Source organism: Leucobacter sp. Ag1 (assembly GCF_000980875.1).
Lineage (GTDB): Bacteria > Actinomycetota > Actinomycetes > Actinomycetales > Microbacteriaceae > Leucobacter > Leucobacter iarius.
This window is the reverse complement of the sequence record NZ_LAYO01000110.1, coordinates 1-15707: the sequence shown is the minus strand read 5'-3', so window position 1 is coordinate 15707 and position 15707 is coordinate 1. Positions and strand designations below refer to the sequence as shown.

Below are 15707 nucleotides of genomic sequence, written 5' to 3'. Positions count from 1 at the left end.
GTGCTTAGGCCTCCGAGGCGGTGGTCTTGCGCTCCTTGACCAAAGCGCGGAATCGATCGAAGAGGTAGAAGGCGTCGTGCGGACCGGCCGCGGCCTCGGGGTGGTACTGCACCGAGAACGCCGGAAGGTCGAGGCATTCGAGCCCCTCGACGACCTGGTCGTTCAGGCTGTAGTGGCTGACCTGGACCCGGCCGAGGCCCGCGGGCGAATCGAGCTCGCCCTCGATGGGCGCGTCCACCGCGAAGCCGTGGTTCTGCGCGGTGATCTCGACCCGACCGGTGCGCTTGTCGAGCACGGGCTGGTTGATGCCGCGGTGGCCGAAGGGCAGCTTGTAGGTGCCGAAGCCGAGCGCGCGGCCGAGCAGCTGGTTGCCGAAGCAGATGCCGAAGTACGGCAGTCCGTCGCGCAGCAGCTCGCGCAGCACGAGCACCTGCGCGTCGGAGGCGGCGGGGTCGCCGGGGCCGTTCGAGTAGAACAGCGCGTCGGGCGCGATCTCGCGGATCTGCTCGATGGTGGTGGAGGCGGGCAGCACGATCACGTCGAAGCCGTGCTCCGAGAGGTACTGCACGGTGGCGCGCTTGATGCCGAGGTCGAGCACCGCGATCGATCCGACGCGCTCGACTCCCTCGGCCGCGGGCACGTCGTAGCGCTCGGGCGTGGTGACGGCCTCCGAGAGGTTCTTGCCGGCCATCGACGCCTGCTCGCGCACTCGAGCGAGCTGCTCGTCGTCGGAGAGTTCGAGGGCGGCGCCCGAGAACACGCCGGCGCGCATGGCGCCCGCCGAGCGGATGTGGCGGGTCACGGCGCGGGTGTCGATCCCCGAGATGCCGACGACGCCGTCGTTCACAAGGTCCTCGTCGAGCGAGCGCTCGGCGCGGAAGTTCGAGACGCGGCGTGCGGGATCGCGCACGATGAAACCGGCGACCCAGATCTTGCGCGACTCCATGTCGGTGTCGTTGGCGCCGGTGTTGCCGATGTGCGGGGCCGTCATCAGCACGATCTGACCGGCGTACGACGGGTCGGTCAGGGTCTCCTGGTACCCGGTCATGCCGGTCGAGAAGACGACCTCGCCGAGGGTCTCGCCCGGCGCGCCGTAGGCGCGGCCGGTGTATCGCGATCCGTCCTCGAGCACGAGCACTGCGGCTCCGCCGGGCACGGCGCTCGCCGGCGGTGCCGTCACTTCTGGGCTGTTGGTGGTCACGCGTCCTCCTGGGTGGTGCTGGTCTGTTCGTCGGCCGGAGCCGGTGAATCCTTCGGTGCCGCGGCGATCCGGTCGATCGCGGCGGTGAATCGGTGGTGGTCGTCGGCCTCGACGAAGCGGAAGCCGGACTCGAGCTGGCGGCCCTCGGAGAGCCAGCGCAGCAGGGTGATGCCGTCGCGCTCCACGAACTTGCCGACGCGGGGGCCGGAGGCGCCCGAGCCGAGCACGCGAGCGGCCGGCAGGTGGACGGGCTGCTCGCCCGCCACCGTGATCGTGACGCCGTCGGTGCGGACCTCGACGACGGCGGGGCCCCGGTAGCGCAGGCCGGGTGCGGCTACGCGATCCATGGGGGCGCCGGCCGGGGTGGTCGACACGTACGCGGCGTTCGGGAACTCGGCGAGGAGTTCTCCGGTCGGCGCGACGCCGCCGATCACGTCGGCGTCGCGCCGGCTTCGTCGTCGCCAGCCGAGCCACATGGCCAGCAGCACGAGCACGGCGAACGCCGCGACGATGATCGTGAAGGTGGTGCGGTCCATCATGCGGCGGCCCCCGCGGCGGCGACCGTCTCGGTGTCGACCAGGCGGCCGTCGTCGAGCGTCAGGTAACCGCGCCGGATCGTGGTGTGCACGCGGCCGGGCAGCTCCATGCCGAGGAACGGCGAGTTCGTGCTGCGGCCCCGCAGATCGTCGACGCCGAAGGCGCTGCTGCCGGTGGGGTCGACCAGCACGAGGTCGGCGGGCTGCCCCACCGCGAGTTCCGCGGGATGCCCCTCGAGGCGGCCGATCTCGGCGGGCTTCTGCGAGAGCATCCGCTCGAGCTCCGCCCAGCTGGCGTGCCCCTCGCGGATCAGGGTGAGCAGCGCGATGGGCAGGGCGGACTCGAGGCCGACCATGCCGAACGCGGCGACGTCCCACTCGCTCTCCTTCGCCTCGGTCGGGTGCGGTGCGTGGTCGGTCGCGATGATGTCGATGACGCCGTCGGCGACCGCCTGGCGCAGGGCGCGCACGTCGTCCTCGCGGCGCAGCGGCGGGTTGACCTTGTAGCGGGGGTCGTAGCTGCGGGCCAGCTCCTCGGTGAGGATCAGGTGGTGCGGCGTGACCTCGGCGGTGATCTGCACTCCGCTCGCCTTGGCCCAGCGCACGACCTCGACGGAGCCGGCGGTCGACAGGTGGCAGACGTGCAGGCGAGCACCGATGTGCCCGGCCAGCAGCGCGTCGCGGGCGATGATCGATTCCTCGGCGACGGCCGGCCAGCCGGCGAGCCCGAGCTCGCTCGAGAGCTGCCCCTCGTTCATCTGCGCACCCTCGGTCAGGCGAGGATCCTGTGCGTGCTGCGCGATGACGCCGTCGAAGGTCTTCACGTACTCGAGGGCGCGCCGCATGAGCAGCGGATCGTGCACGCACTTGCCGTCGTCGGAGAACACGCGCACCCCGGCGCGCGACTGGGCCATGGCGCCGATCTCGCTGAGGCGCTCCCCCGCGAGACCCGCGGTCACCGCGCCGATGGGGCGCACGGTCGCGTAGCCCGCGTCGTCGCCGAGGGCCTGCACCTGCTCGACCACGCCCGCGGTGTCCTGCACCGGGCTGGTGTTGGCCATGGCGAACACCGTGGTGAAGCCGCCGGCGGCCGCGGCGCGCGTGCCCGTGAGCACCGTCTCGGACTGCTCGAAACCGGGCTCGCGCAAGTGGGTGTGCAGGTCGACGAGGCCGGTCAGCGCGACCAGTCCGTCGGCCTCGACGACGCGCTCGCCGTCGCGCGGCTCGAGCCCGCCCGCGGACTGCGCCGCACGCTCGACGATGACGCCGTTGTCGATCCGCAGATCGACGGGCTCGGCGCTCAGGTGGTCGGCGCCGCGCTCGGTGAGCTGGGCCGCGAGGCGGGCGCCTCGGACCAGGATGCCGGGATTGCTGCTCATTCGGAGTCCTTCGGGGTCTGGCGCCGCTCACCGGAGAGCAGCAGGTAGAGGGCGGCCATGCGCACGGAGACGCCGTTGGCGACCTGCTCGAGCACCGTCGAGCGCGGGGAATCCGCCGCGGCCGACGAGATCTCGAGGCCGCGGTTCATGGGACCGGGGTGCATGACGATCGCGCGGTCGCTGAGGCGCGCCAGACGCAGGTCGTCGAGGCCCCAGTTGCGGGCGTACTCGCGCTCGTTCGGGAAGTAGGCCGCGTGCATGCGCTCGCTCTGGATGCGCAGCATCATGACCACGTCGGGCTTCGCGCGCAGAGCGGCGTCGAGGGAATGCTCGACGGTGACCGGCCAGTCGCGGGCGCCGTAGGGCTGCAGGGTCTCGGGCGCCACGAAGGTGACGTTCGCGCCGAGCGCGTTCAGCAGCCACAGGTTGGAGCGCGCGACGCGGGAGTGCGCGAGGTCGCCGACGATCACGACCGAGACGCCGTCGAGATCGCGGCCCCGGCTCGCCTCGCCGAACAGGCGCCGGCGCATGGTGAACGCGTCGAGCAGCGCCTGCGTCGGGTGCTCGTGCGTGCCGTCGCCCGCGTTCAGCACGCCGGCGTCGATCCAGCCGCTCGAGGCGAGCCGCGCGGGGGCGCCGGATGCCGGGTGGCGGATCACGACGCCGTCCGCGCCGATCGCCTGGAGCGTCTGCGCCGTGTCCTTGAGCGATTCGCCCTTGGATACCGAGGAGCCCTTCGCGCTGAAGTTGATCACATCGGCGCTCAGGCGCTTCGCTGCAGCCTCGAACGAGATGCGGGTGCGCGTGCTGTCTTCGTAGAAGAGGTTGACGACGGTCTTGCCGCGCAGCGCGGGGAGTTTCTTGACCTCGCGCTGCTGGATCGCCGCCATGTCCTCGGCGGTGTCGAGGATCAGCAGGGCGTCTTCGCGGTTCAGCGTCCGCGTATCGAGCAGGTGCCTCATGCGATGCTCACCGAGTCCTCGCCGTCGTGCTCGACGAGCCGCACCTTGATGCGCTCCTCCTTCGAGCTGGGGAGGTTCTTGCCGATGTAGTCCGCGCGGATCGGGAGCTCGCGGTGGCCGCGGTCGATGAGCGCGGCGAGCCGGACCGCGCGCGGGCGGCCGTAGTCGTTGAGCGCGTCCAGCGCGGCGCGCACCGTACGGCCCGAGTAGAGCACGTCGTCGACGAGGATGACGGTCGCGCCGTCGATTCCGGACTCGGGGATCTCGGTCGGCTGAGGCGCCCGGGTCGGGTGGTGCGCGAGATCGTCACGGTACATCGTGATGTCGATCTGGCCGACCGGAACGTCGATGCCTTCGATGCGCGAAATGATCGCGGCGATGCGCTGCGCCAGTACGACACCGCGCGTCGGGATCCCGAGGAGAACCAGGCCCTCTGCGCCCTTGTTCGCTTCGATGATCTCGTGGGAGATTCGGGTCAGCGCCCGCGAGATTTCAGCACTTTCGAGTACCGTTCGCGTGGTCACGCTTCGCCTCCCTTCTCCGCCTCTCTGGACGGGGTTAAAGGACTGCTAACGGGGTCAGCCTAGCCGAAACCGGCGAGCCAAGGTGGTATTCCATGCGGATGGAAGAGTGGCCGGCGCCGGACGGGGAACGCGAACGGGCGGGCCCCGAAGGACCCGCCCGCTCATCGCTGCGCACTCGCCTAGACGTTGCGCGCGTGCTCCGCGATCTTGCCGAGCACGCCGTTCACGAACCGGCTCGAGTCCTCGGTCGAGTACTCCTTGGCCAGTTCGACGGCCTCGTCGATCGCGACGGGCGCGGGGACCTCGTCGTTGAAGAGGATCTCCCACGCGGCGACGCGCAGCAGGGCGCGGTCGACGTTCGGCATGCGGTCGAGCGACCAGCCCTGCGCGTAGCTCGAGATCAGCTCGTCGATCTGCTCGCGATGATCCTCGACGCCGTCGACGATCTCGCGGGCGTACAGCCAGGACTCCATGCGATCCGGCTCGGCCGAGGCGCGACCGGATTCGGCCAGGACGACCGAGCGCAGCTCCTCACCGCGCACGTCCGCTTGGAACAGCATGTCGAGGGCCCGCTTGCGGGCCTTGCTCCGTGCACTCATGTAGCGGGCGCCGACTAGTCGTTGACGCGGCCGAGGTAGTCGCCCGTGCGGGTGTCGACCTTGACCTTGGTGCCGGTCTCGAGGAACAGCGGGACCTGGATCTCCGCGCCGGTCTCGACGGTGGCGGGCTTGGTGCCGCCGGTGGAGCGGTCGCCCTGCAGGCCGGGCTCGGTGTAGGTGACCTCGAGCACGACCGAAGCGGGGAGCTCGATGTAGAGGGGCTCGCCCTCGTGCAGCGCGATCTGCACCTGGAGGTTCTCGAGCATGAACTTGGCGGAATCGCCCACGACGGCGCCCGAGACGGTCAGCTGGTCGTAGTCGGCCTGGTCCATGAAGACGAAGTCGGCGCCGTCCTGGTAGAGGTACTGGAAGTCGCGACGGTCGACGTTGGCGGTCTCGATCTTCGCGCCGGCGTTGTAGGTCTTGTCGATGATCTTGCCCGACACGACGTTCTTCTGCTTGGTGCGGACGAACGCGCCGCCCTTGCCCGGCTTCACGTGCTGGAACTCGACCACGCTCCAGAGCTGACCGTTCTCCTTGATGACGGTGCCGTTCTTGATGTCGTTCGAGGTTGCCATATGCTCGTGTGTCTCCGGTTCGTGAAAGTTCGAGCGCGAGATCGCGCCGATCCAGTATAGAGCCTCCAAGCTTCGCGCTCGGCTGGGGCTTCGCCCCTAGGCTGTCGGCCATGCATATGCTCCCCCGCACCCTCATGCACCTGCGCCGCGCGAAGCGGGCGTCGCGCCTCGGCCTCACGGATGTGGCGCGCGCCGAGTTCCGGGTCTCGCCGACCGACATCGACGTGCTGCGGCACATGAACAACGGCAAGTACCTGTCGATCATGGACGTCGCCCGCTTCGAGCTCATGCAGCGCAACGGCGTGCTCGCGGCATTCGACCGCGAGGGCTGGTACCCGGTCGTCGTGGCCCAGACCATCACCTACCGCAAGTCGCTCAACCCGTGGAAGCGCTTCGCCATCGAGTCGAAGGTGCTCGGCTTCGACGAGCAGGCCGTCTACATGGAGCAGCGGTTCCTGCGCCCCGACCGGTCCGGATCGGACGAGATCTACGCCCGCGCGTTCGTGCGCTCCCGGATCCTGCGCCGCTCGGGCGGCGTGGTGCCCGTCGACGAGATCATCGAGCGGCTCGGCGCAGACCCGGCCGAGTTCCACGTCTCCGACGACCTGCTCGCCTGGGGCCGGCTGAGCCGGCTGCAGTCGACGCGGGAGCCCGCGCCGAACGCCTGGTGAGCGGCTTCGGCACGCGAGTCAAGGGACCGCTCCCCCGGCTCAGCGCCCCCGATCGAACGCCGCCGCCGCGAGGTCGCTGCGGTCGGTGACGATCCCGTCGACGCCCCGCGCGACGAGCGCGCGCATCCGTTCGGGATCGTCGACGGTCCAGACGTGCACCTCGGTGCCGTGCGCGTGGGCGGCGTCGAGGAGCCGCCGGGTCAGCACCGGCACCGGGCCACTGCGCTCGGGGATCTGCAGCGCGTCCACGTCGGAGAGGAGCCGGGCGGCCCTGCCGCGCGCGCCGGTCGCCAGCGCGAGGAGCAGCGCGGCGAGCACCGATCGCCCCGGGGAGGTCGCGGGAACGGCTCCCCCGTGGGCGACCGCGGACGCCAGCGCCGCACGGCGCGTGGGGTCCGAGAAGCCGGTGATCAGGACGCGGTGCGCGTGCCCGGCGACGACCCGGCCGACCTGTTCCGCCGCGGCGGGATCCTTCACGTCGACGTTGAATCGCCCCGCGGGGAATCGCTCGAGCGCCTCGGCGAGCGTCAGCAGGCCGCCCCGCTCGGCGAAGAGCTCCGCCAGCTCCGCGTGCCGCACCTCGGAGATCCGGCGCGGATCCGCAGCGAGCCGACGCAGGTCGGGGTCGTGGATCAGCACGACCTCGCCGTCCGCGGTCAGCCGGCAATCGGTCTCGAAGCAGTCGGCGCCGACCTGATCGGCGGCGGCGAAGGCGGCCACGGTGTTCTCGGCGGCCGCACCGAACTCGGTTCCGTGCGCGAAGCCCCGGTGCGCGAGGATCCGCGGGCGGCCCGCGTCGGCGAAGTAGGGATGCGTCACGTCAGCGCCTCAGCCGATCGGCGGACGCGCGCAGAGGTGCGGTCCCTGGTTGCCGATCTCGCGGGCGGCGATCCGCACCACGTCATCGCTCCGGTCGAAGACGTGGCGCGCCGCCAGGCCGCCGTCGGCGAGCGTCCCCGCGAGCCAGGTGAAGGTCTGGGTGTCGACGGGATCCGCTCCCGCGACGAGGCGGCCGAGCTGCAGCGCGAGCATCTCGGGCAGCGACACGTGCGGCCCGTGCGCGTAGCCGAGGCCGAGTACGGAGGGCCGTTCGCCGGCCGGGATCGCGCGGAACGTCCACTCGATGCGGCCGCCGTCCGGCCCGGCCACGGCGACCCGCGGCGTCGACGGATCGGGAACCGCATCGAGGCGCCCGAACTCGCGCACGACCTCGGTGGCGAGCACCAGGCCGCCCGCCGCGCCCGACGCGCCCGTCGAGCGGAACAGCTCGCGCCATACGAGATCGCCGAGCCCGTGCGGCGCGAGCACCGGTTCGAGCGTCGGATCCTCCGCGATCGCGTCGGCCAGCGCGGCCGGGTCGAGCCCGGCCTCGATCAGCGCCTCCGGCTCCGGAGCCTCGATCCCGACGTGCTCCGCGAGTGCTCGGGCCCGCCGGAACGCGGCCGAGAACTGCGCGCCCGCCTCCGCATCCAGCCCGGCGAACGCCGCGGCCGAGAAACGCCCGCCGAGCCGATCGCTCTCGGCATCGAGCCAGGCATCGAAATCCCGTTCCGCACGGGCGGCATCGCTCGCACCGACAACCGTATCGAGCCGCTCGGCGAGTTCGGGCAGCAGCAGTCGTGCGAGCCTGAGCTCGTCGCCGCTCGTCCGGGCATCTGCGTCCATGCTGAGATCCTTCCATGCATCCGCGATGCGCGGCACCGCGATCTTCGAGTCAGGCATCGGGTACCGAAGCCTCGACGAGCGCGAGCACCCGCTCGGGGAGCTGCCTCGGGTCGTCCACCCGGCTGCCGTCGGGCGCATACCTGCGGACCAGCTCGTCGTCGCCGATCCCGATCCCGAGCACCTCGACGCCGCGCGCTCGTAGCCGCAGCAGCTCCGAACGGGCCTCCGCCGGATCGTTGCTGCCGCCGTCGCTGATCAGCAGGACGATGCGTCGCCGGGGTGTGCCGTCGGCGCCGCGCTCCCGCGACGCGGACCCATCGAGCACGCCGAGCTCCTCGCCCGCCGCACGGAGCGCGGCGGCGTCGTTGGTCGCGCCGCCGAGCGTGCGGACTTCGGCCCGCAACCGTCTGCGCGAACGATCGTCCAGCGATCCAGCGAGCGGTTTGACGACCACGGCCTCGGCGTCGTACAGGATCAGGGAGGTGCGGATCGCGAGGTCCAGCTCCGTGCCGCTCGCCCGTTCGGCGGCGGCGAGATCCCGTTCGACCCCGGCCAGGCCCTCGAGCAGCACGAGGGCGGCGTCGGCCGCGAACGACGCAGGGCGGCCGCGCATCGAGCCGGATCGGTCGATGAGCAGGACGTAGTCGGTGCTCCCGGTCTCGCGGTCCGGGCGCCGACGGGACTCGCGGGGCAGGAACGCCTCGGGCCTGCGGATTCCCGCGCGCACCGCGGTCACGGTCGCGACCAGCCGGTTCTCGTCGAGCAGTTCGCCGTCTGCCGAGGCCCGCCGCGCGAAGGCGCGGCGCTCGGCGAGGCGGTCCGCGATCACCCGGTGCCAGGTCTCGCGCATCCGCTCGATCGTTCCGCTCAGCCGCTCCGCGCGGTCCCGGTAGTCGGCGAGGTCGGCCGGCACGGCGGCCGACCGTCCCGCGGCGCCGGACGCGGCGGGATCGTCGTTCGCGGACGAGGTCGCTTCGAGCTCGCTCGGGAGCTCCAGCAGCTCGTCCACGATCGCTCCGGTTGCGGGGAGCGGCGTGGCGAGCACCTGAGTGAGGAACCCCGCCTGCTCCGCCGCGAACAGGTCCGCGCCCTCCGATTCGGCGCGCCGTTCGCCGGCCCGGGCGCGCCGGTCGTCCTCGGGCGGTGCCGCGACCGTGTCCCCGTCGGCGGCGTCCGCTCCCTCCGCGGTGCCGGACGCGTCCTCACCGCCCGCGCCGGAGTCGAAGCCGTCGACGCCCGGCCCGTCGTCGGCTCCCGGGTCCTCCCCCGCGCTCGCGAGCCCGCGTTGCGCGCGATCGGTCGCGAGCAGCCGCTCGTACGGCGGTTGCAGCAGTGCGAGCGCGCGCTCGAACCGGCGGAGCGCCGGGCGCGCGGGATCCGGTGCCGAGACCCGGCGGAGCGGGTGCGCGCCACCCGCTCCGAGCGTCTCGAGGTGCTCCAGCTCGACGGCGACCTCGGCCTCCGCGTGGATCGCGGCCCCGGGCGCCAGCGAGAGGCACAGTATTGCGGCGATCCACTGGAGATGCCTCGGCATACCGATCAGGTCCACCCCGCCCGCACCCGTCGGCAGGCTCCGGAGCGTCGCGGCGGCGAGCTGCTCGCGGAACGCCGGGAAGGACCCGAGCAGCTCTCCCGAGGCCTGGAGACGATCGACCGCGGCGAGCAGGGGTTCGAGCGCGCCGGAGGCGTTCGCGAGCGAGCGCCTCCGGCGCTGCCGGGCTGGAGCGAGGGTCGCCCAGCGCGCCGGGCCCCAGAGCTCGAGCATGGTCAGCGCGATCGCTTCGTCCTCGGGGTGCCCGCGCTCGGCGAAGAAGGACGGGCTCACCTGCAGCGCTCCGTACTCGAACCGCCAGTCGGTCCCCTCGCCGAGCAGGATCTCGACGCCGAGCACGCGCGCGACGGCCTGCAGCCTCGCGGCCAGCGACGGCGTCAGTGCGGGGACGGAGCTCATGCGCACAGACTATCGACCTTGTCGTAGCGAAGCCCAGAACTCGACTGATATCGTGGCTGAATGTTGCCTCTTGATGCTGATCCCGCACTTCTTGAGCTCGCTGCCGCGCACGACGATCTGGTGCGCACCCGACGTGCGCTGCGCGCGGATCTGCGCCGGCTCGGCGCCACGACGCCCGGTGCCGACCGGTCGACAGCCCTCCCCGACGAACTCCGTTCGGCCGCGGCCGCCTGCGATGCCCTGCGGGCTGCACGGGACGCCCTGCTCGCGGATCCGGCGATCCGCCCCCTCGCCGACGAGGCGCTCGACCGTCGTGCCGCGGTCCTGCGCACGGTGGTCCATGCCGGGCGCGCCGAGCGGCTCGATGCGCGACGCTCCGACGAGCGGGCTGCGATCATCGCGCGGGCCGTCTCGAGCGGGCGCGAGCTCGCACCGCACGAGCGCGAACGCGTCGCGGAGCTGGACGCCGCCGCCCCCGACCGATCATGGGAGCAGCGCCTCGGGAGCCCCGCGATGCGCGACGCCGTGCTCGCCGAACTCGGCCGGCTGCGGCTGCGCACCGCGCGGGCCCAGCTGCGCGGCGGTCTGCTCCGCACGGAGCAGATGCGCTCGATCATCGAAGAGGCCCTGCCCGCGCTCCGCCGCGGCGCACCGATGCTGCTGATCGGCGAGACCGGCGGCGCCAAGACCGCGCTCGCCGAGGCGATCGCCCGGGACGAGCTCGGACGCGAGCCCGAGCTCGTTTCCGGCTACGGCGACATCTCGAGCGCCCAGCTCATCGGCGCCCACGAGCTCCGTGCCGAGGGCGGAGCCACGGTCAGCGTGTTCGTGCCGGGTCCCCTGCTGCGCGCGATGACCGAGGGTCGGGTGCTGATCCTCGACGAGGTGAACGCCATGCCGCCCGAGTTCCTCAAGCGCCTCAACCGGATCCTCCAGCTGCGCCCCGGCGCCCGCTACGCCGTGCAGGAGCACGCGGGCGACACGATCGAGATCAGCCCGGGCTTCGCGATCATCGCCACGGCCAACGAGCAGAGCGGGCACCGGTACCGCGGGATCGACCGGCTCAGCGCCGAGCTCGTCAACCGCTTCGGCGCGAACGCGTACCGGGTGCACTACCCGGACTCCGCGGCCGCGGCCGGATCCGAGCACGCGACGACGCCGCGCGAGAACCTGCTGCTCGCCGCGGCCGCGGTGTGCGACGAGGACGGCCGCCTGCCCGATGCGCTGCCGCTCGCGCAGCTCGAAGCGGTCGCGCGCGCCGCGTTCATCAGCCAGCAGGTCTTCTCGGGCCGCACCGACGGCGGCTTCGAGCGCTACGTGAGCACGGAGCGGGAGGTCGACGGGCGCCCCGGGCTCGAGGAGTCGGTGCTCGCACCGCGCACGCTGGTCGCGATCCTCGAGAAGGTCGCGGGCAGCGCCGGCACCGTCACGCTCGAGCACGCGCTGCGGCGCTTCGTCGAGGGCGTCATGCACCGGGAGGACCGCGCAGTGCTCACCCTGATCATCGAGGGGCAGGGCTTCCGCCTCTCCTGACCGTTCCGGGGGTACGATCGGCCGTGTGCAGCGACTCACTCCGGCGCAACGGCTGATCGTCGCCGTCGCGGTCCTCGCCTCCTTCGTGGCGTTCCTCGACGGCACGGTCGTCACGGTCGCGCTGCCCGCGATCAGCCGCGAGCTCGGCGGCGGGCTGACCACGCAGCAGTGGGCCGTCGACGCCTACCTAGTGACGTTGAGCTCACTGATCCTGCTCGCGGGCTCGCTCTCGGACGCCTTCGGACGCGTCACGATCATGCGGGTCGGACTCATCGCCTTCGGCATCGCCTCCGTCGCGGTCGCCGCCGCGCCCGATCCGCTGTTCCTCGTCGTCGCGCGCGCACTCCAGGGAGCGGCGGGCGCGCTGCTCGTCCCGAGTTCGCTCGCCCTCATCACCGCGACGATGCGCGACGAGGTGCAGGCCCGCGCCATCGGCGTCTGGACCGCGTGCACCACCGCCGCCCAGCTCGTCGGGCCGCTGCTCGGCGGGCTCTTCGTCGACTTCCTCTCCTGGCGCCTCGTGTTCCTCATCAACGTGCTCCCCATCGCGGTCACGCTGCTGCTGCTCCGCCGGGTGCAGCTGCCCGAGCACCAGCGCGGCGCGAAGGTCGACTGGTGGGGCGGCGCGCTCTGCGCCATCGGCCTCGCCGCGCTCGTCTTCGCGCTCATCGAGCAGCCCCGGCTCGGCTGGACCGCTCCCGCCATCTGGCTGTCTGGACTCGCGGGCATCGCACTGCTGTTCGGATTCGTGGCGCGGCAGCGGCGCATCGCCGAACCGATGATGCCGCTCCAGCTGTTCCGGGTCCGCAACTTCGCCTGGGGCAACCTCTCGACGCTCTTCGTCTACGCCGCGCTCTCGCTCAACGGCATGGTCATCGGCGTCTACCTGCAGCAGGGCGCGGGCCTCGGCGCCACCCAGGCCGGACTCGCCAGCCTGCCCATCACGATCCTCATGGTCCTGCTGAGCTCCCGGGCAGGATCCTGGGCGGGAAAGCACGGCCCGCGGATCTTCATGACGCTCGGTCCCGCGCTCATGGCGGTCGGTGCGCTGCTGCTGCTCACCGTCGGTTCGGACTTCGACTACTGGTGGCAGGTGCTGCCGTCGATGCTCGTGCTCGGACTCGGACTCTCGCTGACCGTGGCCCCGCTCACCTCGGCGGTGCTGGGATCCATCGGCGCCGAGCGCAGCGGCATCGCCTCGGCCGTCAACAACGCGGTCTCCCGCGTCGCCGGCCTCCTCGTCATCGCCCTGCTCTCGACCATCGTCGGGGGCCGACTCGACCTCGCCGGGTTCCACAGCGCCGCGGTCGTGACCGCGGCGCTGTTCGCCATCGGTGCGCTGGTCTCATGGATCGGGATCCGCCGACCGGCTCAGTCCGCCGGCGGCTCGTAGGTCAGCACACGAGCGACGTCGTTCGCGGGCTTCTTCTCACCGGCCAGGACCTCGAAGTCGAGATGGTTCTGCGCGGGCGGCAGCGGGCAGGTGACGAAGTTCGTCACCGCGCAGGGCAGGGCCGTCGCGTAGTTGAAGTCGATCCAATCGATCCGCCCCGCGCCGTCCTCTGAGAACCGGAGCTCGATCACACGCCCCGCACCGTAGGTGACCGGCCCGCTGCTGCGATCGCGGATGTGCGCGACGGGCTGCACCCGGTCGCCGGCGTCCTTCCCGATCAGCGCCAGCTCGTACGGGCGGCCCTCGTGCTCGAAGCGCAGGGTACCGATCCGCGTCGTCGTCTCGCGCACGCCGCGCTCGACCGTCTCCTGCTCGACGTCGTCGCGCTCGGCGGGAGAGAACACCGCGGGAATCCTCCAGGCCGGATCGTAGTCGAACGCGGTGAGCCCGATGTCGGCGGCGCTCGCCGCCAGTCGCGGATCGCGCACGCGCACCCCGAAGATCCGGTCGCCGGCGTCGTTGGTGCGCGGGACCGTCTCCACCTCGCGCACGCCGAAGTAGACGGGCACGCTCGCGCCGTGGCCGTAGGTCTGGTTGCGTCCGGTGACGATCTCCACGGGGCGCGCGGGGTGCTCCCCGTTCACCGACAGGGTCGGCCCGTCAGCGGGCGGAGTGAAGATCACCCGTCCGTCCTGAACCCCCCAGGTGCCCGGAAGCAGGTCGAGTTCCACGCCCGAGCTGCCCTCGTGCAGCCAGTACTGCGCGACGAGCGCTGTCCAGCCGTACGGACGGGTCAGTTCCGCGACATGGCGGTGGCGCCACTCGCGCCACTGTCCTGCGAGATGCTCGGGTACCGGCATCGGATCTCCTTCGGTTCGATTCAGTCGTTCTGAGAGTCAGGGGCGGCACCGGAGGCCCGCTCCGCACGCGCAGCCGCGGTGCGATGCACGAACGCCCGGACGGCGCGGAACGAATCCTCGCTCGCCCGCGCATTGCCCAACGGCGTGCCGCCGTTCGAGTAGTGGACCCCGGACACCGGATGCACGCGCGCGATCTCGGTGCTCGGCAGGTGCGGCACCGAGATGCCGTGGCCCGCCTCCTCGTAGTCGAGGTGCAGCCGCTCGGCGCGATGGCCGTGCCGCTCGAGGGCTCCCAGTGCCAGTCGGGAGGCGAAGCTCGAGGGCCAGGCCCGATCGTCGAGACCGGATACGCAGAGCACGGGCCCCGCGAAGCGCTCGATGGGGATCCGGGACGCGGCGGCGAGGTCCCGGTCGCGCAGTCCGTCCACGTAGACGTCGGCGTGCCGGGTGGGCGGCGGCGCATCGTTCCAGGGCTGCCAGTCCACGCCCCGGTTCCCGTGCCACAGGTGCTCGACGGGCTCGCCGCGCCAGGTCCACGTGGGCCCGTCCCAGCCCTCGGCCGGGTCCGCCGCTCCCTGCGCCCCGAACGCGAATGCGCCGGGGACGAACGCGACCGCTCCCGCGACCCGCTCGGGGAATCGCGCCGCGAGCAGCAGCGTGAGCTCGCCGCCGCGCGACTGCCCGCTGACGAGCGGGAGCCCGCCCAGCGGATCCAGCTCCGAGGCCGCGTAGTCGAGCGCCCGCTCGAAGTACTCGAGCGGAGTCCGCGAGATGTAGTGGGACAGGCCGGGTGCTCGGAAGTAGCCGAGCGCGAACGCGCGGATGCCGTACGCGGCGTACAGGGCGGCGCGCGCCTCGTTGATGCCGCCGCCGGAGCCGTTCATGACGATGAGGGTCGGGAACGGTCCCGTGCCGGGCGGGGTGAAGAGCGTGCCCACCAGGCCGTCGTGCCGGATCTCCTCCCGACGCACCCCGTCGGCGAGCAGGTCCTGCCGGACCTCCGTCTCCACGCTGACCGCACGGGCGCCGTCGCCGGGAAGATCGAGGAAGCCCGTCCCCGCCTCCTGCGTCGCGATGATCCGGGTGACCACGGGAACACGGGGGTCGACGGGCTCGACTCCCCCGCCCCGAGCGGTCTCGCGATGCTGCGCCCAGAAGAGCCCCATCGCATCGGCGACGCGGTAGTCGCCCGAGACCGGTGCATCGTGATCGAGGTCGATCCCGCCGTCCGCGCCCGCGAGGAAGGTCGCCTGGGCGGCCCAGAGCTCGTCGCCGCGGAGCGTCTCGGCGCGCAGGGTGACGAGCGCGCCCGGAGCGGCTCCGAGCACCTCGATGCGGCGGCGCTCCGAGAGCAGTGCTCGCGCGGGCTCGACGCGGATCTCGAACGGAGCGCTCACGCGACGGCTCCGCCCGCGGAAGCGGACTCCAGTTCGCGCAGGCCCGCGGCGCTCACCCGGACCGCGCCGGTCTCGTCGGCGGGATCGAGCGGCAGCGCGTCGAAACGGGCGGGCAGGTGGCCGCCCGAGGCGATCCACTCCGCCGAGAGCTCGGCTCCGACATCGGAGGCGTGCAGCCCGCCGGCGGACGCCGGGTCCAGCGCGAGCAGCAGCGCTCCACGGCCGTCGACCGGGTGCGCACCGGTCCCCCGGCCGCCTGCGGCTGCTCCGGCGAGGACCTCGACCAGGAGCCCGGCGAGCGAGGCGATCCGCCCCTCCGCGAGCAGCGCGGATACGGCGCCGGGATCGGTCGTCGGCAGACCCGCCGCGTCGAGCGCGACGCTCGACGGGAGCGCGGCGCCGGAGGCGGCGTGGGCGCGCACCGCCGCGAGCGTCGCGCGCGAGGTCGCGAAATCGAC

The 15707-nt window shown here is 72.4% G+C and carries 16 protein-coding genes; 3 read left to right on the top strand and 13 right to left on the bottom strand.

Annotated features, from left to right (window positions below; translation table 11 throughout):
* Nucleotides 1-4: 4 nt before the first annotated feature.
* From carA to efp, 7 genes are all read right to left on the bottom strand, one after another.
* Nucleotides 5-1201 (bottom strand): glutamine-hydrolyzing carbamoyl-phosphate synthase small subunit, encoded by a 1197-nt coding sequence (gene carA / locus XM48_RS14875; protein ID WP_231580909.1) that lies wholly within the window; start codon nucleotides 1199-1201, stop codon nucleotides 5-7.
* The gene (locus XM48_RS14870) at nucleotides 1198-1740 is read right to left on the bottom strand and encodes a hypothetical protein (protein WP_197074230.1); all 543 of its coding nucleotides are present in this window, start codon (nucleotides 1738-1740) and stop codon (nucleotides 1198-1200) included. Before XM48_RS14870 ends, carA begins: the two co-directional genes overlap by 4 nt.
* Entirely contained in the window at nucleotides 1737-3116 is a 1380-nt protein-coding gene (locus tag XM48_RS14865) for a dihydroorotase (protein WP_084821215.1), read from the bottom strand. The genes XM48_RS14870 and XM48_RS14865 overlap by 4 nt, the downstream gene beginning before the upstream one ends.
* Nucleotides 3113-4078: an aspartate carbamoyltransferase catalytic subunit gene (locus XM48_RS14860; protein WP_046456634.1), complete on the bottom strand. Its 966-nt coding sequence runs from the start codon at nucleotides 4076-4078 to the stop codon at nucleotides 3113-3115. Before XM48_RS14860 ends, XM48_RS14865 begins: the two co-directional genes overlap by 4 nt.
* Nucleotides 4075-4602, bottom strand: a complete 528-nt coding sequence (pyrR, locus tag XM48_RS14855) for a bifunctional pyr operon transcriptional regulator/uracil phosphoribosyltransferase PyrR (RefSeq protein ID WP_046456633.1) — start codon at nucleotides 4600-4602, stop codon at nucleotides 4075-4077. Before pyrR ends, XM48_RS14860 begins: the two co-directional genes overlap by 4 nt.
* 179 nt (nucleotides 4603-4781) lie before the next feature.
* The gene (nusB, locus tag XM48_RS14850; RefSeq protein WP_046456632.1) at nucleotides 4782-5201 is read right to left on the bottom strand and encodes a transcription antitermination factor NusB; all 420 of its coding nucleotides are present in this window, start codon (nucleotides 5199-5201) and stop codon (nucleotides 4782-4784) included.
* 14 nt (nucleotides 5202-5215) lie between these two features.
* Nucleotides 5216-5779 (bottom strand): elongation factor P, encoded by a 564-nt coding sequence (gene efp, locus XM48_RS14845; RefSeq protein ID WP_046456631.1) that lies wholly within the window; start codon nucleotides 5777-5779, stop codon nucleotides 5216-5218.
* 110 nt (nucleotides 5780-5889) lie between these two features.
* On the opposite strand from efp, the gene XM48_RS14840 reads away from it, so the two are divergent.
* Nucleotides 5890-6450 carry a thioesterase family protein gene (locus XM48_RS14840; protein WP_046456630.1) on the top strand — a complete coding sequence of 187 codons (561 nt, stop codon included), beginning with the start codon at nucleotides 5890-5892 and terminating at the stop codon, nucleotides 6448-6450.
* Nucleotides 6451-6489: 39 nt separating this feature from the next.
* On the opposite strand, the gene XM48_RS14835 is transcribed toward XM48_RS14840, so the two are convergent.
* The 3 genes from XM48_RS14835 to XM48_RS14825 are packed head-to-tail and all read right to left on the bottom strand — an operon-like array spanning nucleotide 6490 to nucleotide 10066.
* Nucleotides 6490-7269 (bottom strand): glycerophosphodiester phosphodiesterase family protein, encoded by a 780-nt coding sequence (locus tag XM48_RS14835; protein WP_046456629.1) that lies wholly within the window; start codon nucleotides 7267-7269, stop codon nucleotides 6490-6492.
* Nucleotides 7270-7278: 9 nt separating this feature from the next.
* On the bottom strand, nucleotides 7279-8115 hold the full coding sequence (locus XM48_RS14830) for a hypothetical protein (protein ID WP_046456752.1): 837 nt from the start codon (nucleotides 8113-8115) through the stop codon (nucleotides 7279-7281).
* A 49-nt stretch (nucleotides 8116-8164) separates the two neighbouring features.
* Complete coding sequence (locus XM48_RS14825) at nucleotides 8165-10066, bottom strand: vWA domain-containing protein (RefSeq protein WP_046456628.1); 1902 nt, start codon at nucleotides 10064-10066, stop codon at nucleotides 8165-8167.
* A gap of 60 nt (nucleotides 10067-10126) precedes the next feature.
* Here XM48_RS14825 and XM48_RS14820 point away from each other — a divergent pair, with 60 nt between their 5' ends.
* Together XM48_RS14820 and XM48_RS14815 are read left to right on the top strand one after the other, a co-directional pair.
* Nucleotides 10127-11599: an AAA family ATPase gene (locus XM48_RS14820; RefSeq protein WP_046456627.1), complete on the top strand. Its 1473-nt coding sequence runs from the start codon at nucleotides 10127-10129 to the stop codon at nucleotides 11597-11599.
* Between the two features lie 25 nt (nucleotides 11600-11624).
* Nucleotides 11625-12992 (top strand): MFS transporter, encoded by a 1368-nt coding sequence (locus tag XM48_RS14815; RefSeq protein WP_046456626.1) that lies wholly within the window; start codon nucleotides 11625-11627, stop codon nucleotides 12990-12992.
* Here the strand turns inward: XM48_RS14815 and XM48_RS14810 are convergent.
* From XM48_RS14810 to XM48_RS14800, 3 genes are all read right to left on the bottom strand, one after another.
* Complete coding sequence (locus XM48_RS14810) at nucleotides 12971-13852, bottom strand: DUF1684 domain-containing protein (protein WP_046456625.1); 882 nt, start codon at nucleotides 13850-13852, stop codon at nucleotides 12971-12973. The two genes, XM48_RS14815 and XM48_RS14810, sit on opposite strands and share 22 nt — an antisense overlap.
* A 20-nt stretch (nucleotides 13853-13872) precedes the next feature.
* Nucleotides 13873-15249 carry an acyl-CoA thioester hydrolase/BAAT C-terminal domain-containing protein gene (locus tag XM48_RS14805; RefSeq protein WP_046456624.1) on the bottom strand — a complete coding sequence of 459 codons (1377 nt, stop codon included), beginning with the start codon at nucleotides 15247-15249 and terminating at the stop codon, nucleotides 13873-13875.
* Nucleotides 15246-15707, bottom strand: a 462-nt coding sequence (locus tag XM48_RS14800; protein WP_197074229.1) for an Ldh family oxidoreductase, incomplete at its 5' end; no start/stop codon positions are given. The genes XM48_RS14805 and XM48_RS14800, both read right to left, overlap by 4 nt.

Excerpts from the sequence above, each read along its gene's own strand:
- XM48_RS14840 (WP_046456630.1), top strand. The coding sequence starts at position 5,890 with ATGCATATGCTCCCCCGCACCCTCATGCACCTGCGCCGCGCGAAGCGG.
- XM48_RS14820 (WP_046456627.1), top strand. The coding sequence starts at position 10,127 with ATGTTGCCTCTTGATGCTGATCCCGCACTTCTTGAGCTCGCTGCCGCG.
- XM48_RS14810 (WP_046456625.1), bottom strand. The coding sequence starts at position 13,852 with ATGCCGGTACCCGAGCATCTCGCAGGACAGTGGCGCGAGTGGCGCCAC.
- XM48_RS14870 (WP_197074230.1), bottom strand. The coding sequence starts at position 1,740 with ATGATGGACCGCACCACCTTCACGATCATCGTCGCGGCGTTCGCCGTG.
- XM48_RS14860 (WP_046456634.1), bottom strand. The coding sequence starts at position 4,078 with ATGAGGCACCTGCTCGATACGCGGACGCTGAACCGCGAAGACGCCCTG.
- efp (WP_046456631.1), bottom strand. The coding sequence starts at position 5,779 with ATGGCAACCTCGAACGACATCAAGAACGGCACCGTCATCAAGGAGAAC.
- XM48_RS14865 (WP_084821215.1), bottom strand. The coding sequence starts at position 3,116 with ATGAGCAGCAATCCCGGCATCCTGGTCCGAGGCGCCCGCCTCGCGGCC.
- nusB (WP_046456632.1), bottom strand. The coding sequence starts at position 5,201 with ATGAGTGCACGGAGCAAGGCCCGCAAGCGGGCCCTCGACATGCTGTTC.
- XM48_RS14825 (WP_046456628.1), bottom strand. The coding sequence starts at position 10,066 with ATGAGCTCCGTCCCCGCACTGACGCCGTCGCTGGCCGCGAGGCTGCAG.
- XM48_RS14830 (WP_046456752.1), bottom strand. The coding sequence starts at position 8,115 with ATGGACGCAGATGCCCGGACGAGCGGCGACGAGCTCAGGCTCGCACGA.